A 24,621-nucleotide genomic window follows, 5' to 3' on the forward strand; every position below is an offset into this window, starting at 1 on the left:
TGAAAGATTTTCAGACGGCCTTGTATTTGAGAATGTAGGTGGTAATGACTTTACATCATTTGGCTACGAAAGTTTTTACATTCTTGTTTTCTTGTATCAGTAATAATCTTAGGATTTTGAACTGAGTTTTTATCTTGGTGATAATTACATTCCTGAACAACGCGCCGGTATGAGGATTTCTGAGGCTTTCTATATTGTTGTGGTTGGTGGTGGTAAGTATCTGTAGCACAAGCAGATAGAACTAGAATACATATTGTTGCTAAAAGTTTGTTCATACGATTTCCTGATTATGAATTAGTGGCCGTTGTATGCTGGGAAGATGCTTCTTTTAATTTGATAGATAGTATTTGCTAGATAAGGCTCTGATTTTGCGAGGTTGTCTAATCTTTCGCCTTGGTTATTGACAATCATGCACTTGATTTTGGTTCTATAAACTAATTCGTCATTAAGTAAGTCTATATTCAGTCTTTGCACATCTTGGTGACATTTTTCATATTGGGCGTTGATAATATCTAAATCTTTTTTGAGTTGGTTTGCGCCGGACTCTTCTAAAATTCGGTCTGTACATTGTTGTTCAGACTCTCCATTTTTACAGTTTAGATCAGTTATGTTCTCTGTAATCAAGTCTTCTGCAACTTTCTTATCATCTAAATTATTTTTTAGGATACCGGAATCTTTCAGTTGGTTGTTAAATATCTCAATGAGAATAGGCTTAACATTTGCCTTAATTGCCTCTGTTGCACTAGGAGCAATTAATTGAGACCAAATGAAAACGCACAAGGTAGTAAGTAATGTACCGATAACAGCTAGAATTTTTTTCATTTCAATTCTCTTAGAATAAGGGCATTTTATGCTAATTAATCATCTGCTCTAACTTGTCGATCAAGATAAGTACGGTTTAAGACCTTCATGTCTGACAATCTGATTTTGTTCAGATAAATATTGTCAGAATAGCAATTCCCATCTGCGTATCCTATTTGAGTTAGGTAGATATGGATTCAATAAAGACTTTATCTTCTTTTTGGATAAAAGTAGCAGAGAGACAATAATCTGTCTCATAAACACATCCCATAATTTTGACTTTATTTTTGTTTTTCCATTCAATACCGGCAACAATGGTCTCCAAAGGATAGTCTTTAGTTTCTGAGAAAGGCGTTACAGAACGAGATTTTGGTAATTGTGCCATTGTTACGGTTGTTTTTGGTATGCCGTTTTTTAAAATGGGAAACCAAAGAAAAGGGATGGACTCACCTTTCTTTTTATTCCATTGAGCAGAATATTTGCTAAAAGCAGTAATGGCATCGCTTAATCCCCCTTGATAAAAGCATCTTTGACTTTCCCCAATCATTTCTTCTACGGGCTTTTTACAATGTAAGTTTCCAGCCAAAGAAAAAGAGGGAAGGATGAATAGAACTGTAAAAATAAGTTTTCGCATAATTAATACCCCGTATCTACGTAGGCTGTTCCACGTTGCAAATAAGCATTGGATACATAGCCTTTTAGGTCACCAACCTGTACTTTAACCCAGCATCCACCGCCTGCATCTTCACATTTGTTGGTTTCAGCAATAACCTGAAGCTCTTGACCATCTCTTAATTGTTTAACGGCTATGTTGGAAGTAGATGGACCTCCACGAAGATTGATTGTGCCTGAACCCGAAGCAGTAATGACAAAAGCTGGGTAGCGAGTCAGTTTCTCGGTAGGTTTAGGAGCGGCAGTTTTTTTCTCTTCCGCTTTTTTAGTTTCTTCTTGTTGCTTTTTCTTTTTTTCTTCTTGCTCGGGTTTCGTTTTAGCTTCTTCTTGTTTCCGCTCTTCTTCTATAGCAAGTCTCTTTTTTGCCTCGTCTTGTTTTTGCTCATCTTGAGCGCGTTTTTGTTTAGCTTCTTCTTGTCGTTGCTCTTCCTCAAGCATTTGTTGCATCTTTAAGTCTTCTTGAGCACTTTGATAGGCTTGTTCATAAATTTCGTTTTCACGTTGTCGTTGTTCTATTTGTTTACGGTGTTCCAATTCTTGGTTTTCACGTTCAGCCTGAAGCTTTTGTTGTTGCGCTAATTGCTCTTTCAGTGCATTCAGTTCTTTTCTCGTTTCATTTTCACTACGATTACAGGCAGTAAGTAGAGTTAGAGTCAGAAAACTGATGGAAAAGATAGAAAAGGCTTTTTTCATTTTTTATCTCTCAATGGTTGAATGAAATATAAGTCTTTAAAAGTGATTAAAAAGAAATCTCATATTGAGATTTCTTTACGTAGTTATGTGTAACATTTGCAAACATTGTAACATAGTAAATTCAATGCTACAGTTATTTAATATGTTTAATCAATTTAGATAATTGGTCATTATAACCGATTATCGGTATATTTCCCGAGGAAATTCATTTCGATTGAAAAGAGTAGAGTTGTTTATATCTGTTAGCAATAAAATTCGTTCTTTGTGTGGATGGAGACAATGGTCTCAAGATAGAAGCTTAGTTTCCAAATAAATTCAGAAAAAGGCCGAGTTGATGTAGTTGCTTGAAACAATAAAGGCCGTCTGAAAGATTTTCAGACGGCCTTTATTTTGTTTGATGTTAAATATCGGTTAGAAAACAAGGCTGTTGGGGCGTAAAGCCTTGTCGTGAGGGCGGTTTAACGGTACTATTCTCGGTTAATCCTGTTTTATTCCTATGAAATTGAAAGTATAAGATGATTAATGATATTCAAAAGACAGCTGAAGGCAAAATGCAGCGTTCTCTGGAAGTATTGAAAGAAAACTTGGCTAAGGTACGTACCGGCCGTGCGCATACCGGCCTGCTTGACCAAGTGGAAGTGGAATACTGGGGCAGCATGGTGCCTGTGAGCCAAGTAGCGAACGTGACGCTTTTGGATGCGCGTACGATTGGTGTGAAACCTTTTGAAAGCAATATGGCTTCAAAAGTCGAAAAAGCGATCCGTGATTCCAACTTGGGCCTGAACCCTGCTTCTGTCGGCGATTTGATCCGTGTCCCTATGCCTATGCTGACTGAGGAACGCCGTAAAGATTTGATCAAAGTGGTACGCGGCGAGGCGGAAGAGGGCCGTGTGTCTATCCGCAATGTGCGCCGTGATGCAAACGACCACATCAAAAAATTGTTGAAAGACAAAGAAATTTCTGAAGATGAAGCCCACCGCGGCGAGGAAGCGGTTCAGAAGTTGACCGACAAATACATTGCTGAGGCAGACAAGCTCTTGGCGGCCAAAGAAGAAGATTTGATGGCGATTTAATCCTGTGTGCAAACCGTTCAGACGGCCTTTGGACGGTTTGCTCCCTGAAAGGCAGACATGAAAAGCAGTACGCAGACGATTTTGGAACACTCTGCCATCCCCCGACATATTGCCGTGATTATGGACGGCAACGGACGTTGGGCAAAGAAGCGTTTTCTTCCCCGTGTGATGGGGCATAAGCGCGGCTTGGATGCGCTGGAGAACATGGTGAAGCATTGTGCTGAACTGGGTGTGCAGTATTTGACCGTGTTTGCTTTTTCGACTGAAAACTGGCGACGCCCCGAGGAAGAGGTTTCTTTTCTGATGGGGCTGTTTTTGCAGGCTTTGCAAAAGCAGGTGCGCCGTTTGCACGATAACAATATGCGCTTGAAAGTCATCGGCAGCCGCGAGCGGTTTAATGCTGAAATCCTGAAGGGGATTGAGGCGGCCGAGGCGTTGACGGCAAACAATACCGGTTTGACTTTGAGCATTGCCGCCGATTATGGCGGCCGCTGGGATATTTTGCAGGCGGCAAATCAGTTGCTTGCCGAGGGTGCGACTGAGATTACGGAAGAGGCGTTGTCGCGCTATTTGATGTTGGGCGATGCACCCGAGCCGGATTTGTTTATCCGCACCGGCGGCGAGACGCGCATCAGTAATTTCCTACTGTGGCAGATGGCGTACGCGGAATTGTATTTTACGGATACGCTGTGGCCTGATTTTAATGAGAAATCGCTGAACGAGGCGATTGCTTCGTTCCAAAAACGGGAACGCCGCTTCGGGCGGACTTCCGAACAGCTGCCGCTTGAGCAGCAACGGGGTTGAGAATTATGTTGAAACAACGGATTTTAACGGCGCTGTGGCTCTTGCCGCTGATGCTGGTCATGCTGTTTTATGCACCTATGTGGCTGTGGGCGGCGTTTTGCGGCCTGATTGCCATGTTGGTTTTGTGGGAGTATGCCCGCATGAGCGGCTTGGACAAGCTGAAAATCAATCATTATTTGGCTTCAACGCTGGTGTTCGGCGTGATTGCTTATGCTGGCGGTTGGCAGCTGCCCAATTTGGTTTGGTGTGTCGTATTGGCGTTTTGGCTGATTGTCATGCCTTGGTGGCTGAAAGCGAAATGGAAGCTAAACGGCGGCTGGCAGGCTTACACGGTCGGTTGGTTGTTGGTGATGCCGTTTTGGTTTGCACTGGTTTATCTGCGCCCTCAGCCTGAAGACGCGCTGTCTTTATTGGCGATTATGGGCTTGGTGTGGGTGGCCGATATTGGCGCGTATTTCTGCGGCAAGTCGTTTGGTAAGCGCAAAATTGCGCCGACCATCAGCCCGGGTAAAAGCTGGGAAGGTGCGATCGGCGGCGCATTGTGCGTTGCCGTGTACATGACCATCGTATGGAAAGCCGGTTGGCTGGCTTTTGAAGCCGGTTGGTTCAAAACGATTTTGATCGGCTTGATTCTGACCGTTGTCAGCGTGTGCGGCGATTTGCTGGAAAGCTGGCTCAAACGTGCGGCCGGTATCAAAGACAGCAGCAATCTGCTGCCGGGGCATGGCGGCGTGTTCGACCGTGTGGACAGCCTGATTGCCGTTATCAGCATTTATGCCGCTTTCGTATATTTGTTTTAAACCGCCTGTCTTACGTTGTTGAGGGAGCTGATTATGTCCGAACAAAAACAGATTTCATCTTTATCGATTTTGGGCGTATTGTTGGCACTGGGATTGATGGCTGCGGCGTTTATTTTGGGCGTGCAGTTTAAGAATCTGCGCCAACCGGGGACGATTACCGTAAAAGGTTTGGCGGAGAAAAACTTCCAATCCGACAGCGCGACGTGGAATACGGGTGTGAACGCGCACGGCGAGAGCTATCAGGAAGTTTTGGATTTGCTGACGGCAAGACGCAAGAAGCTGTCTAAGTTTTTGGGCGAGCAAGGCTTTACGGCGGCTGAAATGAAAGTGGGCCTGCCCGAAGTGTCGCGCGTTTTCAATGAAACCCGCGACGAACTGGGCAATGTAACCCGCACGCCCAACGGCTACGACGGCGACCTCAATATTGTGGTCAACACCAAAAAACTGGACAAAATTCAAGTCGCCCAGCGCGCCATTTTGAATTTCCGTGCGCAAAACGAATTCATCCGCTTCGACAATCCGCAATATTTGCTGGGCAATTTGGAAACCATCAAACGCGATTTGATTACGCAGGCGACTGAGGATGCGCAGAAACGCGCGGCCGAGTTTGCCAAAACCGGCGGCGGCAAAGTGGGCGCCATGCGTTCTGCTTCGCAAGGCTCGTTCAACATCTATGCCGACACCGGCAGCAGTGAGGACGACGAATACGGCGGTTCTTACGATAAAAGCACCGTCGGCAAACAAGTCCGACTGGTTGTTACCATCGAATACGGCATTGAGTAATTCTTTCAGACGGCCTGTTTAGCCGGGAGGCAAAAGGCCGTCTGAAAATTGGAAACGGCAAAGAAATCTATTTCAAACACAATGAATACCGTTTGCACAGCACACAAAGAACACACCATGACACAACAAGTTCTGACCATATTAGGCAGTACCGGCAGCATAGGCGAAAGCACTTTGGACGTTGTTTCCCGCCATCCCGAAAAATTCCGCGTGTTCGCGCTGGCAGGGCATAGGCAGGTGGACAAGCTGGCGGCACAATGCAAACAGTTCCGCCCGGAATATGCCGTTGTCGGCGATGCCGGCCATGCCGCCGAGCTGGAAAAGAAACTCAAACAAGAAGGCATCGATACGCAGGTTTTATATGGTGCTCAAGCCCTGATTGATGTGGCTTCGGCCGATGAAGTCAGCGGCGTGATGTGTGCCATTGTCGGCGCGGCCGGTTTGCCCTCGGCTTTGGCCGCCGCTCAAAAGGGCAAAACCATTTATCTGGCCAACAAAGAAACGCTGGTGGTTTCCGGCGCATTGTTCATGGAAACCGCCCGTCAAAACGGCGCCGCTGTCTTGCCGATTGACAGCGAACACAACGCCATCTTCCAAGTATTGCCAAGGGATTACACAGGCCGTCTGAATGAGCACGGTATCAATTCGATTATCCTGACTGCATCGGGCGGCCCATTCCTTAACACTGATTTAAGTACATTTGACAGCATTACGCCCGAGCAGGCGGTCAAGCATCCGAATTGGAGCATGGGGCGCAAAATTTCCGTCGATTCCGCGTCAATGATGAATAAGGGCTTGGAGTTGATTGAGGCGCATTGGCTGTTTAACTGTCCGCCGGAAAAACTGGAAGTCGTCATCCATCCGCAATCCGTGATACACAGCATGGTGCGTTATCGAGATGGTTCGGTATTGGCGCAGTTGGGTAATCCCGATATGCGTACGCCGATTGCTTATTGTTTGGGTCTGCCCGAACGCATCGATTCCGGCGTGGGCGAGTTGGATTTCGGCGCATTGTCCGCGTTGACCTTCCAAAAGCCTGACTTTGACCGTTTCCCATGTTTGAAACTTGCCTATCAGGCCATGAATGCAGGCGGCGCCGCGCCTTGCGTGTTGAACGCCGCCAACGAAGTTGCCGTGGCCGCTTTCTTGGATAAACGCATCAAGTTTACCGATATTGCCCAAGTCGTAGCCCACTGCCTTGCCCAAGATTTTTCAGACGGCCATCATGATATCGAAAGCCTGCTGGCGCAAGACGCGCAAACACGCAGACAGGCAGAAGCCTTTATCGGTAAATATTAAGGCTTCAATGACAGGCCGTCTGAAACGCCAACCGCTTGGCATTTAGGCAGACAAAATGGAACAACTGCCTTTATAATCGGTTTTCAGACGGCCTTATCCGTTGATTATCACATTCCACTCAGGGGATTTTTTTGCAAACCTTTTTAGCCTTTATCGTCGCCATTCTGATTTTGGTCAGCCTGCATGAGTTCGGACACTATATTGTTGCCCGCTGGTGCGGCGTTAAAGTCGTGCGCTTTTCCGTCGGCTTCGGTAAGCCCTTTTTCACCCGAAAACGCGGTAATACCGAGTGGTGTCTTGCCCCGATTCCGCTGGGCGGTTACGTTAAAATGGTCGATACGCGCGAAGGCGAGGTGGCAGAAGCAGATTTGCCCTACGCCTTTGACAAACAGCATCCGGCCAAGCGCATCGCCATTGTCGCCGCCGGCCCTTTGACTAATTTGATTTTGGCCGTTTTGCTTTACGGTTTGAGCTTTTCCTTCGGCGTAACCGAGTTGCGCCCCTATGTCGGCATGGTCGAGCCTGCCAGTATTGCCGCCAAAGCAGGTTTTCAGGCAGGCGATAAAATTGTATCGGTCAACGGAATTGCCGTTAAAGACTGGAGCGATGCGCAAACCGAGATGGTGTTGAACCTTGAATCTGGTCCTGTAAAAGTCGCTGTTCAGACGGCCTCAAATACCCAAGCCGTCCGCATAATTGATGCCACCGGCACGCCTGAAGCAGGTAAAGTTGCGAAAAGCCAAGGCAACATCGGCCTTTTGCCTTTTAGAATTACTAACCGCATCGGCAAAGTCTTGGCTGATAGTCCGGCCGAAAAAGCAGGTTTGAAGGAAAACGACAAACTGCTGACCGCCGATGGGAAGCCCATCGAAAGCTGGCAGGCATGGACGGAACTTTTCCGCGCCAGCCCCGGCCAACGAATCGAACTGACTTACGAGCGCGACGGCAAAGTGCTGGCAACCGCTATCCGGCCGGACAGCGTCGAGCAGTCGGCTGGCGTGCTGGTAGGTAGAGCAGGGCTTGCCGCCCAGGCGGATAAAGAGTGGGATAAAACCATCCGCTACCGTTATACGCCTTCCGTTGCCCAAGCCTTTGAATTGGGTTGGAACAAAACCGTCAACTATTCGTGGACGACCCTCAAATTTTTCGGAAAACTGGTTACGGGCAATGCCTCTTTGAACCATATTTCCGGCCCCCTGACCATTGCCGATGTCGCCGGACAATCCGCAAAACATGGATTGCAGAGCTATCTTGAATTTCTGGCCTTGGTCAGCATCAGCTTAGGCGTGTTGAACCTTTTGCCCGTGCCCGTTTTAGACGGCGGACATTTGGTTTTCTATACCGCCGAATGGATACGCGGAAAGCCTTTGAGCGAGCGCATACAGGCAGTCGGCCTGCGCTTCGGACTGGCAGCCATGCTTTTGATGATGGCTGTGGCTTTCTTTAATGACATCAACCGTTTGTTTGGATAATTTATGAAACTGAACCAGATTGCTTCCGCTTTAATGGTATTGAGCCTGTCTCCACTGGCATTGGCTGACTTTACCATTCAGGACATCCGCGTCGAAGGCCTGCAGCGCACCGAGCCGAGTACCGTCTTCAACTACCTGCCCGTTAAAGTCGGTGATAATTTCAATGATGCGCGCAGTGAAGAAATCATCAAAAAACTCTATGCAACCGGTTTCTTTGACGACGTACGCGTCGAGACCATGGACAATCAAGTCCTGCTGACCGTGATTGAGCGTCCGACCATCAGCTCGCTCAATATTACCGGCGCGAAAATGCTGCAAAACGATGCCATCAAGAAAAACCTTGAAGCCTTTGGTTTGGCGCAATCCCAATACTTCAACCAAGCAACGCTGAACCAAGCCGTTGCCGGTTTGAAAGAAGAGTATTTGAGCCGCGGCAAACAGTCGGTCAAAATCACGCCGACCGTTACCAAACTTGCTCGCAACCGCGTGTCTATCGATATTGCCATCGAAGAGGGCAAATCTACCAAGATTACCGATATTTCCTTTGAAGGCAACGAAGTTTATTCCGACCGCCGCCTGCTGAAACAAATGTCCCTGAGCGAAGGCGGCATGTGGACTTGGGTGACCAAGAGCAACCAGTTCAATGAGCAAAAATTTGCTCAGGATATGGAAAAAATCACCAATTACTACCAAAACAACGGCTACTTCAACTTCCGCATTTTGGATACCGATATCCAAACCAACGAAGACAAAACCAAGCAGACCATTAAAGTAACCGTCAGCGAAGGCGACCGCTTCCGCTGGGGTAATGTACGCATCGAAGGCGATACGCTGGAAGTGCCGAAAGAAGATTTGGAAAAACTGCTGACCATGAAGCCGGGCAAATGGTACGAGCGCGCACAAATGTCCAATTCGCTCGAAGCCATCCAAAACCGCATGGGTCAGGCAGGTTACGCATTCAGCGAAATCAATGTCCAACCGATTCCCAATGCCGAAACGCATACTGTTGATTTTGTGCTGACCGTCCAACCGGGCCGCAAAATCTATGTAAACGAAATCAACATTACCGGCAACAACAAAACCCGTGACGAAGTTATCCGCCGCGAGTTGCGCCAAATGGAATCGGCGCCTTACGACTCTGCCAAACTGCAACGTTCTAAAGAGCGCGTTGAGTTGTTGGGCTACTTCGACAACGTTCAATTTGATGCGGTTCCTGTGGCCAATACCCCCGACCAAGTTGACCTGAACATGAGCCTGACCGAACGTTCGACTGGCTCGCTCGACTTGAGCGCAGGTTGGGTTCAGGATACCGGTTTGGTAATGTCTGCCGGCGTGGCTCAAGACAACCTGTTCGGTACGGGTAAATCCGTTGCCCTGCGCGCTTCCCGCAGTAAAACCACAGTAAACGGCTCGTTGTCGTTTACCGACCCATACTTCACACCTGACGGCGTAAGCTTGGGCTACGACCTTTACGGCAAGACTTACGACCCGCGTAAAGCTTCTTCTAGCGCGAAACAATATAAAACCACGACTTTCGGCGGCGGTTTGCGTATCGGTATTCCGGTTACCGAATATGACCGTGTGAACTTCGGTTTGGCCGCAGAGCGTCTGACCGTGAACACCTACAAAGGCGCGCCTAAACGCTATGCCGACTTTATCAACCAATATGGTAAAGGCGACGGCAGTGGCGTGGGCAACTTCAAAGGCTGGTTGTACAAAGGCACCATCGGCTGGGGCCGCAACAAAACCGACAATGCCTTGTGGCCGACCCGCGGTTACCTGACCGGCGTAAACGGTGAAATCGCACTGCCGGGCAGCGACCTGCAATACTACACCCTGACCCACAACCAAACTTGGTTCTTCCCATTGAGCAAAGATTTCACATTGATGCTGGGTGGCGAAGTCGGTTATGGCAACGGCTACGGCAAAACCAAAACCATGCCGTTCTTTGAAAACTTCTACGGTGGCGGCTTAGGCTCTGTCCGCGGCTTTGAAAGCGGTACGCTGGGCCCGAAAGTCTATGACGAATACGGCGAGAAAATCAGCTACGGCGGTAACAAAAAAGCCAACGTTTCCGCAGAGTTGCTCTTCCCGATGCCGGGCATTAAAGACTCGCGTACCGTTCGTCTGAGCCTGTTTGCCGATGCGGGCAGCGTGTGGGACGACAAAACCTATACCGCGGCAGAGAGCGGTAATAACAAATCGGTTTACCTTGAAAGTGCGCACAAATCGACATTCAAAAACGAATTGCGTTACTCTGCCGGTGCTGCCGTGACCTGGCTCTCTCCGCTGGGTCCGATGAAGTTCAGTTATGCTTATCCGATTAAGAAAAAAGAAGGCGACGAAATCCAACGCTTCCAATTCCAACTCGGTACGACATTCTGATGATGTTTAGGCCGTCTGAAACCGGGTTTGTCCGTTTCAGACGGCCTCATGGCAGATTGGCGGCAGGCTTATTGCAAACCGCCCGTCTGTTTTCAAGCAAGGATTTTTATCATGAGTAAAATAGCCGGCACCCTCCGTGTCCTCGCCGTAGCCCTGCCGGGTTTCGTGCTTTTGCCGCAAGCGGCGGCGGATGGCGTACAGAAAATCGGTTTTATCAATACCGAGCGCGTTTATCAGGAATCCAAGCAGGCGCAAAGCATTCAGACGACTTTGGAAAAAGAGTTCAAAAGCCGTCAAACCGCCTTGCAAAAGCTGCAGCAGGAAGGCGAGGCTTTGGAGCGAAAACTGAGCAGCGACAAGCTCAGCGACAGCCAAAGGGAAGCGGAAACCCAAAAATGGCGCAATCTGGTACAGAAATTCCGCAAGCAGCAGGCTGAGTTGGCTGAAGACTACAACCTGCGCCGCAATGAAGAATTCGCCGCGCTCCAGCAAAATGCCAACCGCGTCATCGTCGATTTGGCCAAACGCGAAGGTTACGACTTCATCTTGCAGGACGTGATTTACGTCAACGGTCGTTACGACATTACCGATAGCGTTATCAAAGCCCTAAACGCACACTGACCCTGCTCGGCAGCGAATGCAACCATACAGACAAACCTAAGGCCGTCTGAAACCCAAACCGGCAACTTTCAGACGGCCTGACATCTTGACGGCAGATTATCATGACTTCACAAGCATACACCCTGTCCCAAATCGTTTCCCAACTCGGCGGCGAATGGAAAGGCGAAGACATCGCCATTACCGCCGTCCGTCCGTTGGATCAGGCGCAGGCGGAACACATCAGCTTTTTGGCCAACCCGAAATACAAAGCCGAAGTACACGACAGCCAGGCAGGCGCAGTGATTGTGTCGCCGAAAGCCGCAGACGAATTTGCAGGCCGCAACCTGATTGTGGCTGCCGACCCTTATCTTTATTTTGCCAAAGTGGCACGATTGTTCTCGCCGATTGTCAAAGCACAGGGCGGCGTACATCCGACTGCCGTTGTCGAGGCAAGCGCCAAAGTACCGGCAAGCTGCGAAATCGGCGCGAATGCCTATATCGGCGCGAATGCCGTATTGGGCGAAGGTTGCCGTATTTTGGCCAATGCCGTTGTCCAACACGATTGCACGTTGGGCGATGAAGTCGTGCTGCATCCCAACTCCGTCATCTATTACGGCTGCACTTTGGGCAACCGTGTTGAAATCCACAGCGGCGCCGTCATCGGCGCAGACGGTTTCGGCTTGGCCTTTGCCGGCGATTCATGGTTTAAAATTCCGCAAACCGGCGCAGTCACGTTGGGCGATGATGTGGAAATCGGTTCGAACACCAACATCGACCGCGGCGCAATGAGCGACACGACCGTCGGCAACGGCACCAAAATCGACAACCAAGTTCAAATCGGCCACAACTGCAAAATCGGTTCGCACACCGTTATCGCCGCCAAAACCGGCATTTCCGGCAGCGTCACCATCGGCAATTATTGCATTATCGGCGGCGGCGTCGGCACGGTCGGACACATCGAAATCGCCGATAAAACCACCATCGGCGGCGGCACATCCGTTACCCACAGCATTACCGAAAGCGGCCAGCATTTGGCCGGTATTTTCCCGATGTCGGGCTACAAAGACTGGGCGCGCAATGCCGTTTATATCCACCGTTTGAGCGAAATGAACAAACGCCTCAAAACGCTGGAAAAACAGCTTGCCGACAGTGACGAAGCCTAAAGGCGGCGCAAACAGTCCGCGCCCCGCATCCGAATACGTTTAAACCCAATACAAACAAGGAAAGACGAACATCATGGACGTACAACTCCCGATCGAAGCCAAAGACATTCAAAAACTTATCCCACACCGTTATCCGTTTTTGCAACTCGACCGCATTACTGCGTTCGAACCGATGAAAACCCTGACTGCGATTAAAAACGTGACCATGAACGAGCCGCAGTTCCAAGGCCACTTTCCCGACCTGCCCGTGATGCCCGGCGTGCTGATTATCGAAGCCATGGCGCAAGCGTGCGGCACACTCGCCATCCTCAGCGAAGGCGGCCGCAAAGAAAACGAATTCTTCTTCTTCGCCGGTATCGATGACGCCCGTTTCAAACGCCAAGTCATCCCCGGCGACCAACTGGTTTTTGAAGTCGAGCTGTTGACCAACAAACGCGGTATCGGCAAATTCAACGCCGTTGCCAAAGTTGACGGCCAAGTTGCCGTTGAAGCCGTGATTATGTGCGCCAAACGCGTGGTGTAAGAATGGGACAGGCCGTCTGAAAGCTTCAGACGGCATCTTGCAGGCAATACCTGTATCAGACAGCAAGGAAACAGCATGACCCTTATTCATCCGACCGCCGTCATCGACCCTAAAGCCGAACTCGACTCCAGCGTCAAAGTCGGCCCGTACAGCATCATCGGCCCCAATGTGCAAATCGGTGCGAATACTGAAATTGGCCCGCATGCCGTCATCAACGGCCATACGACCATCGGTGAAAACAACCGCATTTTCCAATTTGCCAGCCTCGGCGAAATTCCGCAGGACAAAAAATACCGCGACGAGCCGACCAAGCTGATTATCGGCAACGGCAACACCATCCGCGAATTTACGACGTTCAACCTCGGTACGGTTACCGGCATCGGTGAAACCCGTATCGGCGACGACAACTGGATCATGGCCTACTGCCACCTCGCCCATGACTGTGTGGTCGGCAACCATACCATCTTCGCCAACAACGCCTCACTCGCAGGCCACGTTACCATCGGCGACTACGTCGTCTTGGGCGGCTACACGCTGGTGTTCCAGTTCTGCCAAATCGGCGACTACGCCATGACCGCGTTTGCCGCCGGTGTACACAAAGACGTACCACCGTACTTTATGGCTGCGGGCTACCGCGCCGAACCGGCCGGCCTCAACAGCGAAGGTATGCGCCGCAACGGTTTCACGGCCGAACAGATTGCCTCCGTCAAAGATGCGTATAAAACCATTTACCATCGCGGCATTCCGTTTGAAGAAGCCAAGGCGGACATTCTGAAACGCGCCGAAACCCAAAGCGAATTGGCGATATTTAAAGACTTTTTTGCACAATCCACACGCGGCATTATCCGTTGATGGATGGATTGAAGGCCGTCTGAAACTTTTTCAGACGGCCTTTGGATTGCAAAAATCCGCGTAGTAGGGCAGGTTTCCTGTCCGTTTGCCGCCGATGCCGTCTGAAAACGGACGGGCAAATGACCGCCACAAAATCTTTTAGCTTTTAAACCTCAATACATGAATTCCAATCCTTCCCCCCTTATTGCCATCAGCGTCGGCGAAGCTTCCGGCGACTTGCTCGGCGCACACTTAATCCGTGCCATTAAGGCGCGTTGCCCGAATGCGCGGTTTACCGGCATCGGTGGCGAGCGCATGAAGGCGGAGGGTTTCGAGAGTTTGTACGATCAGGAAAAGCTGGCGGTACGCGGTTTTGTTGAGGTCATCAAACGCCTGCCGCAGATTTTAAAAATCCGCAAAGGGCTGGTAAACGATTTAATCCGCCTCAAGCCGGATGTGTTTATCGGCATCGATGCGCCGGACTTTAATCTCGGCGTGGCGGAAAAACTCAAGCAGGCAGGCATTCATACCATTCATTACGTCAGCCCGTCGGTTTGGGCGTGGCGGCGCGAACGGGTTAATAAAATCGTGCATCAGGTCAACCGCGTGTTGTGCCTGTTTCCGATGGAGCCCCAGCTTTATATCGATGCCGGCGGCAAGGCCGAATTTGTCGGCCATCCGATGGCGCAAACCATGCCCGTGGAAGCGGATAGGGAAGCGGCTCGGCAGAAGCTGGGCGTGCCTGCGGACGTGCCCGTGTTTGCCATCTTGCCCGGCAGCCGCGTGAGCGAAATCGATTACATGGCGGCGGTGTTTTTTCAGACGGCCTTATTGCTGCTGAAACGTTATCCGCAGGCACAGTTTTTGCTGCCTGTGGCGACGGCCGCAACGCGCAAACGCATTACCGAAATTTTGGCGCAGCCTGAGTTCGCCGCCCTTCCCATCACGTTGACCGACAAGCAGTCGGATACGGTTTGCACCGCTGCCGACGTGGTATTGGTTACCAGCGGTACGGCGACTTTGGAAGTGGCCTTGTGCAAGCGACCTATGGTCATCAGCTACAAGATTTCGCCGCTGACTTATGCGTATGTGAAAAACAAAATCAAAGTGCCGCATGTCGGTTTGCCCAATATTCTGTTGGGTAAAGCCGCCGTTCCCGAGTTGCTGCAACACGACGCCATCCCTGAAAAACTGGCGCAGGCCGTGGCAGACTGGTATGACCGCCCTGAGGCCGTGGCCGCGTTGGAACAGGATTTCCACGCCTTGCATCTGCTGTTGAAAAAAGATACGGCGGCATTGGCGGCAGCGGCAGTATTGGAAGAAGCCGGATTTTCAGACGGCCTGAAAGACAAGTAAGGAAAACACATGAATTTATTGGGAGCCTTGGCCAAGGTTGGCAGCCTGACGATGGTGTCGCGCATTTTGGGCTTTGTGCGCGATACGATTATTGCCCGTGCGTTTGGTGCAGGCATGGCGACGGATGCGTTTTTTGTCGCGTTCAAACTGCCCAACCTATTGCGGCGCGTGTTCGCAGAGGGCGCGTTTGCCCAAGCCTTCGTACCGATTTTGGCGGAATACAAAGAAACCCGCTCGCCCGAAGCCACGCAGGCGTTTGTACGTCATGTGGCCGGTATGCTGTCGTTTGTGTTGGTCATCGTTACCGCGCTGGGCATACTTGCTGCGCCGTGGGTAATTTATGTTTCCGCGCCCGGTTTTGCCAAAGATGCCGATAAGTTTCAGCTCTCCATCGACCTGCTGCGGGTAACGTTTCCTTATATTTTATTGATTTCACTATCCTCTTTTGTCGGTTCGATACTCAATTCCTATCATAAATTCGGCATTCCCGCTTTTACGCCGACATTTTTGAATATCTCCTTTATCGTCTTTTCCCTGTTTTTCATACCGTATTTTGATCCGCCTGTTATGGCGTTGGCGTGGGCAGTATTTGTCGGCGGCGTGTTGCAGCTGGTGTTCCAACTGCCTTGGTTGGCGAAACTGGGCTTCTTGAAAATGCCCAAACTCAGCTTTAAAGACGCAGCGGTCAACCGCGTGATGAAACAGATGGGGCCGGCTATTTTGGGCGTGAGCGTGGCGCAGATTTCATTGGTTATCAATACCATTTTTGCCTCGTTTTTGCAGTCCGGCAGCGTGTCATGGATGTATTACGCCGACCGACTGATGGAATTGCCGACCGGCGTTTTGGGCGTGGCACTCGGTACGATTTTGCTGCCTACCTTGTCCAAACACGCCGCCAGTCAGGATACCGAGCAGTTTTCCGGCCTGCTCGACTGGGGTTTGCGCCTGTGTATGCTGCTGACCCTGCCTGCCGCCGTCGGCCTTGCCGTGTTGTCTTTCCCTCTGGTTACGACCTTGTTCATGTACCGTGAATTTACGCTGCACGACGCGCAAATGACCCAATATGCGCTGATTGCCTATTCCTTCGGCTTGATCGGTCTGATTATGATTAAAGTGTTGGCGCCCGGTTTCTACGCCCGCCAAAACATCAAAACCCCCGTTAAAGTCGCTATTTTCACGCTGATTTGCACGCAGTTGATGAACCTTGCCTTCATTTCGCCGCTCAAACACGTCGGCCTGTCCCTCGCTATCGGTTTGGGCGCGTGTTTGAATGCAGGTTTGCTGTTTTTCCTTTTGCGCAAACACGGCATCTACCGTCCCGGCAAAGGTTGGGCTGCGTTTTTGGTTAAAATGGTCATCTCTTTGGTCGTCATGGGCGGTGGTTTATGGCTGGCGCAATATTATCTGCCGTTTGAATGGGTGCACGTCGGCGGCTTTAAAAAAGCAGGCCAACTCTGCGTCCTGATTGCCTTGGGCGGTGGCCTCTACTTTGTTTCCCTAGCCGCGCTCGGTTTTCGTCCGCACCATTTTCGCAGGGTAGAAAAATAAGCAGCCAGAGGGCGTATTGCTTTGGCTTCAAGACTATTCGCTAAAAAGGCCGTCTGAAACATTTTCAGACGGCCTTTTCTTGTTTTATGTTTTAACTGTAAAGCTTCGCTCCTTTTTTGACGAACTCAATCGCTTTTTCTTCCATGCCTTGCTGTTGGGCTTTTTGCTTGTCGGCGTAGTCGCGCACTTCCTGCGTGATTTTCATCGAGCAGAATTTGGGGCCGCACATCGAGCAGAAGTGGGCGATTTTTGCGCCTTCGGCAGGCAGGGTTTCGTCGTGGAAGCTTTCGGCGCGTTCGGGGTCGAGGCTTAAGCGGAATTGGTCGCGCCAGCGGAATTCGAAACGCGCTTTGCTCAGGGCGTTGTCGCGTAATTGTGCGCCCGGCCAGCCTTTGGCGAGGTCGGCGGCGTGGGCGGCGAGTTTGTAGGTGATGATGCCGGTGCGCACGTCTTCTTTGTCGGGCAGGCCGAGATGCTCTTTCGGGGTAACGTAGCAGAGCATGGCTGTGCCGTACCAGCCGATGTTGGTCGCGCCTATGCCCGAGGTGATGTGGTCGTAACCGGGGGCGATGTCGGTAACGAGCGGGCCGAGTGTGTAGAAAGGCGCTTCAAAGCAGTGTTGCAGCTCTTCGGTCATGTTTTCTTTGACGCGTTGCAGCGGCACATGGCCCGGGCCTTCGATCATGACTTGGACGTCGTGTTCCCATGCTTTGGCGGTCAATTCGCCCAAGGTGTGCAATTCGGCAAATTGAGATTCGTCGTTGGCATCGGCAATGCAGCCGGGGCGCAGGCCGTCGCCGAGGCTGAACGACACGTCGTAGGCTTTCATGATTTCGCAGATTTCGTCGAAATGCGTGTAGAGGAAGTTTTCCCGATGGTGGGCAAGGCACCATTTCGCCATGATGGAGCCGCCGCGCGATACGATGCCGGTGAGGCGGTCGGCCGTCATCGGTACATAACGCAGCAACACGCCTGCGTGCAGGGTGAAATAGTCCACGCCTTGTTCCGCCTGCTCGATTAAGGTGTCGCGCACCAAATCCCAAGTCAGGTCTTCGGCGATGCCGCCGGTTTTTTCCAAAGCCTGGTAAATAGGCACCGTACCGATGGGGACGGGCGCGTTGCGGATAATCCATTCGCGCGTTTCGTGGATGTGCGCGCCGGTGGACAAATCCATAATCGTGTCCGCGCCCCAACGCAGCGACCACACCATTTTTTCGACTTCTTCTGTCAGGCTGGAGGTAACGGCGGAGTTGCCCAAGTTGCCGTTGATTTTGACGCGGAAGTTGCGGCCGATAATCATTGGTTCGAGTTCGGGGTGGTTGATGTTGGCAGGGATAATCGCGCGTCCAGCGGCGATTTCTTGGCGCACAAATTCGGGCGTGATTTGGTCGGGGTGGGTCGGGATGTTCGCACCGAAACTTTGCCCTGCGTGCTGCTTCAAGAGCTTGGCGTATTCAGGCCGTCTGAAAAGCTCGTCCAGCTTCATGCGTTCGCGTATGGCGACAAACTCCATTTCGGGCGTAATGATGCTTTGTCGGGCGTAGTGAAGCTGGGTTACGTTTCGGCCTGCTTTGGCGCGGCGCGGACGGGTGATTTGGTTGAAGCGCAGATGGGCGGTTTTCGGATCGTGCGCGCGTTCGGTGCCGTATTCGCTGGAGAGCTTGGGCAGGATTTCGGTGTCGCCGCGTTCGTCCAGCCATGCGGTGCGGACGTGCGGCAACCCTTGTTTCAAGTCGATATGCGCCGCCGGATCGCCGTATGCGCCGCTGGTGTCATACACCGGAATTGGCGGATTGGCTTCCGTACCTTGCGCCGTGTAGGTGTCGTCCTGACGGATTTCACGCAAAGGCACGCGGATGTCGGCGCGGCTGCCTGGGATATAGATTCGGTCGGAATTGGGATATTGGAAGCGAATGCCGATGTCTTCGCTCAAGTCGGAAAGACGGCGCGCCTCATCGCCGGTTTTTTTAGCGGTAGTCATAAAAATTGCTCCTGTTTCTCGGTTATGAAATGGAAACAGGAGCATTGCTTTTTTTCAGACGGCCTTTCGGATATCTTCAATCCGTCTAAAATCACCTTTGCCGAAACTCCCCACGCAGGTATTATCCTGTTCGGGTGTAAAGGGTATTTCTCAGCCGCTCGGTTTGAAAGCAGCACCCCTGTTTCTTTATTAACGAAAATTAAACCACGCGGCCGGTTTTTTGTAAAGCAACGTTTGGATATTTTCTGTCAAAAACGCTTGACAGCAATTCCGCCTTTCTGTATAGTTACAACTCCTGACGCGGGATGGAGCAGCATGGTAGCTCGTCGGGCTCATAACCCGAAGGTCGTAGGTTCGAATCCTGCTCCCGCAACCAAATATAAAAATCCCCTGCAGTCGCAGGGGATTTTGCTTTATGCGACATTTATTGCGGATGAATTGATGGAAAGGCCGTCTGAACCATTGGGTTTCAGACGGCCTTTTACTGTCTTGCGGCGGGGGTTGGGTAAAAATACGACAGGCCTTTTTTCAGACGGCCTCTTCCGATTTGGGCTTGTTGTCGTTGCGCAGGTGTTCTTTCAAGCGTAGTAACTCTTTTTTGTCCAACCATTTATTGCGCGAACGTTGCAACAGGATCACCAATGCGGCGATTTCGTTACGCATATTGGTGCTGAGCCAGAGGAAGCCTTGCCAGTCGTAATGCAGGCGGGCGGCCGGTTTGCTTAGTTCGGCATTGAGCGAAGTATCGATGCGGATACGGCGGGCGTAGTGGCCTTTGATGAGGCGGACGGTCAGGCGCAGTTCGCGTTGGAGCTGGTTGAAGTGGCGGTCGAGCAGGCGGATTTCGCTTTCGTTGAGCGTGGGCGCGCGCAGTTTTGCGGCGGTGGTCAGGAGCAGCTCGGTGGTGTTGACGATTTTGCGGTGGGCATGCTGCATGGCTTCCATCATATTGTTGCTGATGTGGCTTTCGCCGGATGTGGCGGCCAGATGGCTGCGGCTTTTGACCATGCGGGCGTTGATTTGGCGCATTTTAATCATGTTTTGTTCCAAACGCTCGCGCGTCATGCGCTTGCCGTTGCTGATTTCGGCAATCATTTTGGCGCAGTCGGTGAGGTTGTCGGCAAGCATGAAGCGCCACATGAGTGTGGAGCGCAGGGGCAGGAGTTTGGCGGCGGCAATGGCGATGGCGGCACCAATCAAAACGTTCATGGCGCGCATCAGGCCGCTGTCGAGCCAGTGGTGGCTGCTGTCGCCGATGAGCATGCACATGGTCAAACCGGCAAGCATGGCGACATAGCCGTTTTTGCCGACCGCAGACCAACCGGCTACTGCGCTGGCGGCGCCGATAATCAGATAGAAGAAAACACCGTCTTGCAAATAATGCTGGTTCAACCATAAAACGGCCAAACCGACGCCCAAACCGATGGCCGTGCCGAGCATGCGTTCGACCGCTTTGGAGTAAATCGCGCCTTGGAATTGCAGCATGCCGAGGACGACAAAGACGGTCATGCCGATCCACTCGCCGTGTTGCAGGTGGAAGACTTTGGCCAACAGAGTGGAAAACACGATTGCCAAGCCGAGGCGGAAGGCGTGGATATGGCGGCGATAGCGGTAGCGTTCGTAGGCGTTGAGCCAGCGTTCGGAAAAATGGAGGCGTTCGGATTGGGCAGGCATGTTGTAAGACGTATTGGTATGTGGGGATGTAAATTATAACTGATTGGTAAAGCAGATGAAATTTGAACTGTTTCCCAATGGTTTGAACTATTGCAGAATTTCTCTGCCGCAAGCGGATATAATGGCGGCTTTGAATCAGACAGGCGGTGAAGAAATGGCGACGGTTTTAAGCGCAGGCGTGGACGAGGCGGGGCGCGGCCCTTTGGTCGGCAGCGTATTTGCGGCGGCAGTGATTTTGCCGGAACATTTTGACCTGCCGGGTTTGACCGACTCAAAAAAACTGAGCGAAAAAAAGCGCGATATGTTGGCGCAGATGATTAAGGAACAGGCGGTTGCGTGGAACATTGCCTTTGCCGACCCCGACGAAATCTTGAGACTGAACATCCTGCACGCAACCATGGCCGCGATGAAGCGCGCCATCGAGGGGCTGTCGGTCGCTCCCGACAAAGTGTGGATAGACGGCAACCGCGTGCCGAAAGATTTGAATGTCCCTGCCGAAGCAGTGGTCAAAGGCGACAGCAAAATCATCGAAATCTCCGCCGCTTCGGTTTTGGCCAAAACCGCGCGCGACGCAGAAATGTATGAATTGGCGAAACGCTATCCGCAATACGGGTTTGACCGGCACAAAGGCTACGGCACGGCGCAACATTTGGCCGCATTGAAACAATACGGCGTATTGCCGGAACACCGCCGCGATTTCGCACCGGTCAAAACCTTATTGGCACAAGGCAATCTGTTTGAAGAATGAACGCACATCAAAAGGCCGTCTGAAAGATTTCAGACGGCCTTGTTTTTGGGAAAGTATTATTTCAACGCAGCCAAACACTCTTTAATCAATTCGGGGCCGCGATAAATCAAACCGCTGTACACCTGAACCGCACTGGCACCCAAGCGGATTTTTTCTGCCGCGTCCGCGCCGTTCATGATGCCGCCGACGCCGATAATCGGCAGCTTGCCGTCAATGCGTTCTGCCAAAAGTTTCAACACTTGATTGCTTTTCTCGCGCACGGGCAAGCCGCTCAAGCCGCCTTGTTCACCTACGAGCGGATGGCTGCCCAAGCTGGATTTGTCGATGGTCGTGTTGGTGGCGATGATGCCGTCCATCTCTACGGATTTGACCACATGGGCGATGTCGTCGATTTGCGCTTCATCCAAATCCGGCGCGATTTTGACCGCCAGCGGCACATATTTGCCATGCGCTGCCGCCAGTTGCGCCTGTTTGTTTTTCAAGGCTTCCAACAATGCGCTCAACTCGTCGCCGCCTTGCAAGGCGCGCAGGTTTTTCGTATTGGGGGAGGAAATATTGACCGTGATGTAACTCGCGTGGGCGTAGGCTTTTTCCAGGCAAATCAGATAATCGTCGGCCGCGTTTTCAATCGGTGTAACGGCATTTTTACCGATGTTGATGCCCAAAATGCCTTTAAAGCGGCTGTTTTCAATGTTGCGGATCATCGCATCGATGCCGTGGTTGTTGAAACCCATGCGGTTGATGATGCCTTGGTGTTCGGGAACTCGGAAAAGGCGCGGCTGCGGATTGCCCGGCTGCGGCTTGGGCGTTACCGTGCCGATTTCGACAAAGCCGAAACCCAAAGCGGCAAACGCATCGATGCACTCGCCGTTTTTGTCCAAACCCGCCGCCAAGCCGACCGGATTGGGCAGCTGCAAACCCATCAGCTCGGTTGGCCGGGTGTGGCTGTCCACTTTGGGCAGCAGGCCGAATTTTTCGGCGGTACGCAAACTGTTGAGCGTGAAATGATGGGCCTTTTCCGCATCGAAACGGAACAGGATGGGGCGGACGAGTGAATACATGACGGCGGCTTTCTGAACGGTTGATGAATGTGGCGTTATTTTACCTGAAACCGTCAAACTGCCCCAAACGTCTGTATCGATATGATTTTATGGTTTGGCGGCAAATGAAAATAAATAGGGCTTTTGCGTGTATTCGGATAGTTTATTAAAATGGCAAAAGAGAGGTTTTTCAGACGGCCTGATGGATGTATCAAAAGGCCGTCTGAAAAGTTTTGATTTGATTGTTTACCTGATACAGGAATATTTCTATGAAACAGGCGGTTGATCCTTATGCGAGTTTCCGTGAGCTGACGTTGCGGGGGATGATACTCGGCGCGTTGATTACGGTGATTTTTACGGCATCCAATGTGTATTTGGGCTTGAAGGTGGGCTTGACTTTTGCGTCTTCGATTCCGGCTGCGGTGATTTCGATGGCGGTTTTGAAGTTTTTTAAAGGCAGTAATATTCTGGAAAATAATATGGTGCAGACTCAGGCTTCGGCCGCGGGGACGCTCTCCAGTATTATTTTTATTCTGCCGGGTTTGCTGATGGCCGGTTATTGGGCGGGCTTTCCGTTTTGGCAGACAACGCTGCTGTGTATGTCCGGCGGTATTTTGGGCGTGATTTTCACTGTGCCTTTGCGTTATGCGATGGTGGTGAAAAGCGATTTGCCTTATCCGGAAGGCGTGGCGGCGGCTGAGATTTTGAAGGTCGGCGACCATGATGCGGACCAACAGGAAGGCGGCAGCGGTATCAAGGAGTTGATGTCGGGCGGCGCTTTGGCCGGTTTGATGAGCTTCTGCGCAAGCGGTTTGCGCGTGGTGGCGGACAGCGCGAGCTTTTGGTTTAAAGGCGGCGCGTCGGTGTTTCAAGTGCCGATGGGCTTTTCACTGGCTTTGCTGGGCGCGGGCTATTTGGTCGGCCTGACCGGCGGTATCGCGATTTTGCTGGGTATTTCGATTGCCTGGGGCGTGGCCGTGCCTTATCTGTCGGCGCATATTCCGCAACCTGCCGATATGGAGATGATTCCTTTTGCGATGTCTTTGTGGAAGGAAAAAGTCCGTTTTATCGGCGCGGGTACGATCGGTATCGCGGCTATTTGGACGCTGTTGACTTTGATGAAACCGATGGTCGAGGGCATGCGCCTGTCTTTCCGTAATTTCGGCGGCGCGCAGATGACCGAGCGCACGGAACAGGATTTGTCGCCTAAGGCGATGATTGCCTGGGTGTTGGCGATGATGCTGGTGTTGGGCGTGTCCTTCTTCCACTTTATCGGCGACTCGCATATTTCCGGCGGTTTGGCTTGGCTGTTGGTGGTCGTATGTACGTTGCTGGCTTCGATTATCGGCTTTTTGGTGGCCGCGGCTTGCGGTTATATGGCCGGTTTGGTCGGTTCGTCTTCCAGCCCGATTTCGGGTGTGGGCATCGTCTCTATCGTTATTATTTCGCTGGTGTTGCTGCTGGTCGGCGAATCCAGCGGCTTGATGGCGGACGAGGCAAACCGCAAATTCCTGCTGGCGTTGACGCTGTTTTGCGGCGCGTCTGTGATTTGTGTGGCTTCGATTTCCAATGACAACCTGCAGGATTTGAAAACGGGTTATCTGGTAAAGGCAACGCCTTGGAAACAGCAGGTCGCGCTGATTGTCGGCTGCGTTGTCGGCGCATTGGTGATTTCGCCTGTGTTGGAGCTTTTGTATGAAGCCTACGGCTTTACCGGCGCGATGCCGCGTGAAGGCATGGATGCGGCCCAAGCCCTTGCCGCGCCTCAGGCAACTTTGATGACCACCATCGCCCAAGGTATTTTCTCGCACAATCTGCAATGGGATTATATTTTCACCGGCGTGGGCATCGGCGTGGCGTTGATTGCGGTCGATTTCACATTGCGCAAATCTTCCGGCGGCAAGCGCGCTTTGCCGGTATTGGCCGTGGGCATGGGCATTTACCTGCCGCCGTCTGTGAATATGCCGATTGTAATCGGCGCGGTATTGGCGGCGGTGTTGAAATCCGTTATCGCCCGCCGTCAGGAAAACCGTGAAGGCCGTCTGAAAAATGCGGAACGTATCGGTACGCTGTTCTCCGCCGGTTTGATTGTCGGCGAGAGCCTGATCGGTGTGATTATGGCGTTTATCATTGCCTTCTCCGTAACCAACGGCGGTTCGGATGCGCCTTTGGCCCTGAGCTTGGAAAACTGGGATACGGCCGCCAAATGGCTGGGCTTGGCGTTTTTTGTCTTCGGTATGTTCGTGTTTGCACGCCGCGTGTTGAAAGCAGGACGTTAAGTTTGTAGGTTGAGAAAAGGCCGTCTGAAACCCAAAACATTGGGGTTTCAGACGGCCTTTTCAGTGGAAATTTGTTTGGAATGATTTTAGGAAGTT

22 protein-coding genes, 1 tRNA gene and 1 riboswitch are annotated in these 24,621 nt (G+C 51.4%); of the genes, 16 read left to right on the top strand and 7 right to left on the bottom strand.

The window, feature by feature from the left end; all coding sequences use genetic code 11:
• Positions 1–50: 50 nt before the first annotated feature.
• The 4 genes from ACTHUG_RS00640 to ACTHUG_RS00655 all read right to left on the bottom strand — a co-directional run bounded on the left by ACTHUG_RS00640 (position 51) and on the right by ACTHUG_RS00655 (position 2,166).
• Positions 51–275 carry a hypothetical protein gene (locus ACTHUG_RS00640; protein ID WP_440385904.1) on the bottom strand — a complete coding sequence of 75 codons (225 nt, stop codon included), beginning with the start codon at positions 273–275 and terminating at the stop codon, positions 51–53.
• A gap of 19 nt (positions 276–294) precedes the next feature.
• On the bottom strand, positions 295–822 hold the full coding sequence (locus tag ACTHUG_RS00645; RefSeq protein WP_440385905.1) for a hypothetical protein: 528 nt from the start codon (positions 820–822) through the stop codon (positions 295–297).
• A 160-nt stretch (positions 823–982) separates the two neighbouring features.
• On the bottom strand, positions 983–1,435 hold the full coding sequence (locus tag ACTHUG_RS00650) for a hypothetical protein (RefSeq protein WP_036493924.1): 453 nt from the start codon (positions 1,433–1,435) through the stop codon (positions 983–985).
• Between the two features lie 2 nt (positions 1,436–1,437).
• Entirely contained in the window at positions 1,438–2,166 is a 729-nt protein-coding gene (locus tag ACTHUG_RS00655; RefSeq protein WP_440385906.1) for an SH3 domain-containing protein, read from the bottom strand.
• Between the two features lie 515 nt (positions 2,167–2,681).
• Between ACTHUG_RS00655 and frr the strand changes: the two genes are divergently transcribed.
• The 13 genes from frr to murJ all read left to right on the top strand — a co-directional run bounded on the left by frr (position 2,682) and on the right by murJ (position 16,803).
• Positions 2,682–3,239, top strand: coding sequence for a ribosome recycling factor (gene frr, locus ACTHUG_RS00660; RefSeq protein WP_440385907.1), 558 nt, complete (start codon positions 2,682–2,684; stop codon positions 3,237–3,239).
• Positions 3,240–3,296: 57 nt separating this feature from the next.
• The gene (locus ACTHUG_RS00665) at positions 3,297–4,043 is read left to right on the top strand and encodes an isoprenyl transferase (RefSeq protein ID WP_440385908.1); all 747 of its coding nucleotides are present in this window, start codon (positions 3,297–3,299) and stop codon (positions 4,041–4,043) included.
• A gap of 5 nt (positions 4,044–4,048) precedes the next feature.
• Positions 4,049–4,843 carry a phosphatidate cytidylyltransferase gene (locus ACTHUG_RS00670; protein WP_295696675.1) on the top strand — a complete coding sequence of 265 codons (795 nt, stop codon included), beginning with the start codon at positions 4,049–4,051 and terminating at the stop codon, positions 4,841–4,843.
• Between the two features lie 33 nt (positions 4,844–4,876).
• On the top strand, positions 4,877–5,626 hold the full coding sequence (locus ACTHUG_RS00675; protein WP_070837183.1) for an SIMPL domain-containing protein: 750 nt from the start codon (positions 4,877–4,879) through the stop codon (positions 5,624–5,626).
• A gap of 117 nt (positions 5,627–5,743) precedes the next feature.
• A complete protein-coding gene (gene ispC / locus ACTHUG_RS00680) occupies positions 5,744–6,925 on the top strand; it encodes a 1-deoxy-D-xylulose-5-phosphate reductoisomerase (protein ID WP_070606683.1) in 1,182 nt (393 codons plus the stop codon).
• A 131-nt stretch (positions 6,926–7,056) separates the two neighbouring features.
• Entirely contained in the window at positions 7,057–8,397 is a 1,341-nt protein-coding gene (gene rseP / locus ACTHUG_RS00685; protein WP_440385909.1) for an RIP metalloprotease RseP, read from the top strand.
• Positions 8,398–8,400: 3 nt separating this feature from the next.
• Positions 8,401–10,782 carry an outer membrane protein assembly factor BamA gene (gene bamA / locus ACTHUG_RS00690; protein WP_440385910.1) on the top strand — a complete coding sequence of 794 codons (2,382 nt, stop codon included), beginning with the start codon at positions 8,401–8,403 and terminating at the stop codon, positions 10,780–10,782.
• 111 nt (positions 10,783–10,893) lie between these two features.
• Positions 10,894–11,403 carry an OmpH family outer membrane protein gene (locus ACTHUG_RS00695; RefSeq protein ID WP_070848964.1) on the top strand — a complete coding sequence of 170 codons (510 nt, stop codon included), beginning with the start codon at positions 10,894–10,896 and terminating at the stop codon, positions 11,401–11,403.
• A gap of 101 nt (positions 11,404–11,504) precedes the next feature.
• Positions 11,505–12,545 carry a UDP-3-O-(3-hydroxymyristoyl)glucosamine N-acyltransferase gene (gene lpxD, locus ACTHUG_RS00700; protein WP_049328731.1) on the top strand — a complete coding sequence of 347 codons (1,041 nt, stop codon included), beginning with the start codon at positions 11,505–11,507 and terminating at the stop codon, positions 12,543–12,545.
• Between the two features lie 73 nt (positions 12,546–12,618).
• Positions 12,619–13,068 (top strand): 3-hydroxyacyl-ACP dehydratase FabZ, encoded by a 450-nt coding sequence (fabZ, locus tag ACTHUG_RS00705; protein WP_003681704.1) that lies wholly within the window; start codon positions 12,619–12,621, stop codon positions 13,066–13,068.
• 75 nt (positions 13,069–13,143) lie between these two features.
• Positions 13,144–13,920 (top strand): acyl-ACP--UDP-N-acetylglucosamine O-acyltransferase, encoded by a 777-nt coding sequence (gene lpxA / locus ACTHUG_RS00710; protein WP_440385911.1) that lies wholly within the window; start codon positions 13,144–13,146, stop codon positions 13,918–13,920.
• A gap of 159 nt (positions 13,921–14,079) precedes the next feature.
• On the top strand, positions 14,080–15,255 hold the full coding sequence (lpxB, locus tag ACTHUG_RS00715) for a lipid-A-disaccharide synthase (RefSeq protein WP_440385912.1): 1,176 nt from the start codon (positions 14,080–14,082) through the stop codon (positions 15,253–15,255).
• Positions 15,256–15,264: 9 nt separating this feature from the next.
• Positions 15,265–16,803, top strand: coding sequence for a murein biosynthesis integral membrane protein MurJ (gene murJ / locus ACTHUG_RS00720; RefSeq protein WP_440385913.1), 1,539 nt, complete (start codon positions 15,265–15,267; stop codon positions 16,801–16,803).
• 91 nt (positions 16,804–16,894) lie between these two features.
• On the opposite strand, the gene thiC is transcribed toward murJ, so the two are convergent.
• Positions 16,895–18,784, bottom strand: coding sequence for a phosphomethylpyrimidine synthase ThiC (gene thiC / locus ACTHUG_RS00725; protein WP_440385914.1), 1,890 nt, complete (start codon positions 18,782–18,784; stop codon positions 16,895–16,897).
• Between the two features lie 90 nt (positions 18,785–18,874).
• A riboswitch (TPP riboswitch) is annotated at positions 18,875–18,974 on the bottom strand.
• A gap of 109 nt (positions 18,975–19,083) precedes the next feature.
• Here thiC and ACTHUG_RS00730 point away from each other — a divergent pair.
• Positions 19,084–19,160, top strand: a tRNA-Met gene (locus tag ACTHUG_RS00730).
• Positions 19,161–19,312: 152 nt separating this feature from the next.
• On the opposite strand, the gene ACTHUG_RS00735 is transcribed toward ACTHUG_RS00730, so the two are convergent.
• Positions 19,313–20,458, bottom strand: a complete 1,146-nt coding sequence (locus ACTHUG_RS00735; RefSeq protein WP_440385915.1) for an FUSC family protein — start codon at positions 20,456–20,458, stop codon at positions 19,313–19,315.
• A gap of 154 nt (positions 20,459–20,612) precedes the next feature.
• On the opposite strand from ACTHUG_RS00735, the gene rnhB reads away from it, so the two are divergent.
• A complete protein-coding gene (gene rnhB, locus ACTHUG_RS00740) occupies positions 20,613–21,206 on the top strand; it encodes a ribonuclease HII (protein WP_254345495.1) in 594 nt (197 codons plus the stop codon).
• A 56-nt stretch (positions 21,207–21,262) separates the two neighbouring features.
• Here rnhB and ACTHUG_RS00745 read toward each other — a convergent pair whose 3' ends face one another.
• Positions 21,263–22,267 (bottom strand): quinone-dependent dihydroorotate dehydrogenase, encoded by a 1,005-nt coding sequence (locus ACTHUG_RS00745; RefSeq protein ID WP_440385916.1) that lies wholly within the window; start codon positions 22,265–22,267, stop codon positions 21,263–21,265.
• A gap of 248 nt (positions 22,268–22,515) precedes the next feature.
• On the opposite strand from ACTHUG_RS00745, the gene ACTHUG_RS00750 reads away from it, so the two are divergent.
• Positions 22,516–24,525 carry an OPT family oligopeptide transporter gene (locus tag ACTHUG_RS00750; protein WP_440385918.1) on the top strand — a complete coding sequence of 670 codons (2,010 nt, stop codon included), beginning with the start codon at positions 22,516–22,518 and terminating at the stop codon, positions 24,523–24,525.
• Positions 24,526–24,621: the final 96 nt, after the last annotated feature.

This window comes from Neisseria sp. P0022.S009, assembly GCF_051956675.1.
In the GTDB taxonomy this organism is placed as follows: Bacteria; Pseudomonadota; Gammaproteobacteria; order Burkholderiales; family Neisseriaceae; genus Neisseria.